Origin of the sequence: Mesorhizobium sp. M1A.F.Ca.IN.022.07.1.1 (genome assembly GCF_003997575.1) — a bacterium.
GTDB lineage: Bacteria > Pseudomonadota > Alphaproteobacteria > Rhizobiales > Rhizobiaceae > Mesorhizobium.
The window spans coordinates 1-1,255 of the sequence record NZ_RZST01000630.1 but is presented as its reverse complement, the minus strand read 5'-3'; the positions used below and the strand labels follow the sequence as shown (position 1 = coordinate 1,255).

Below are 1,255 nucleotides of genomic sequence, written 5' to 3'. Positions count from 1 at the left end.
CCATGCCTGCTGCGCACCGTGGCGACCGAGACGCTCGACCGCGCCGCCCAGATGCCGCCGAGGCTGGGACTCGAGAACGCCATGCGCCAGGCGAGGCCGGCGCGGTCGAGCGTCTCGGTCGCCACGGTGCGCAGCAGGCATGGCGCCTCGAACAACACCAGCGGCAGCGCTTCACCATTGTGGCCGGCTTGCATCGGTTTAGCCGGGCCGATCCAGCGCGCCTGCACCTCGGCGACATGCCGGCTGTAGGGCAGGATCGTGCCGTCGTGCCAGGCCAGCGCGATGTCGAGGCTGCCTGAGACGACGCGCTCGGCGAGCTCATGGCTGCGTCCGATCCGCGCTTCGATCCGGACCTTGGGATGCGCACGGGCAAACCGGCCGAGCACCTCCGGCAGCACGGCCTCGCCGAAGTCCTCCGGCAGGCCGAGCCGCACCCAGCCTTCCAGCTCGACGTCGCGGATAGCTGAGGCCGCCTCGTCATTGAGCTCGATGAGACGCCGCGCATAGCTGAGCATCGTCTCGCCGGCTTCGGTAAGCGCCAGGCCGCGCCCCGCCTTGCGGAAGACCGGGGTCGCCGCCTGTTCTTCCAGCTTCTTCAGCTGCGCGCTGACGGCAGAGGTCGAGCGGCCGAGCCGCTCGGCCGCCTTGGCGAAACTGCCAAGCTCCATGCCGGTGACGAAGGTCCTGAGCACGTCGAGGTCGAATGTGACGCGTCGCATGAGATCGTCCTTATTTTCAGGATTATCGATCAAAAACTTGCTGATTTTCTGGATGAAGCTATGGCGCTACATCCGACCGGTCAAGACCGATCGACCGGCGCAGAGGGAATACGAGATCATGTCCGCCATCGTAACTCGCAACGATTGCCGTCGGCCCGCGGCAGGCGCCGCCGCTTCGGCTGGCCGCGCCTTCGGGCCCACCCATCGATGGAAAGTGCTCGGCATCGGCGTCGCCGCCAATGCCGGCTTCTCCGCTACCTTCTCCGGCATCCCGGCGACGGCTGTGGTGATGCGCCAGGGTTACCATCTCGACAATGCCTCGCTCGGCGCTGCGCTCGGTCTGCTCGGCCTCGGCGTGGCGCTCAGCGAACTGCCCTGGGGCGTGCTTACCGACCGCTGGGGCGACCGCCGCGTGCTGCTGACCGGGCTCGGCGCGACCGCCATGTGGCTTTTTGCCATGGCAATCCTCGTCGTGCCGACGAAAACAGCCGCTCCCGGTGTCGTGCTGCTTTCGGCCAGCCTGCTCGTTGCAGGCC

2 protein-coding genes are annotated in these 1,255 nt (G+C 67.6%); one reads left to right on the top strand and one right to left on the bottom strand.

Features of this window, described 5'->3' with window-relative positions; translation table 11 throughout:
- On the bottom strand, positions 1–719 hold a 719-nt coding region (locus EOA75_RS32955; protein ID WP_127326148.1), incomplete at its 3' end, for a LysR family transcriptional regulator.
- 118 nt (positions 720–837) lie between these two features.
- On the opposite strand from EOA75_RS32955, the gene EOA75_RS32950 reads away from it, so the two are divergent.
- Positions 838–1,255 (top strand): MFS transporter (locus EOA75_RS32950; RefSeq protein ID WP_245466829.1); only part of this gene is annotated, 418 nt, incomplete at its 3' end.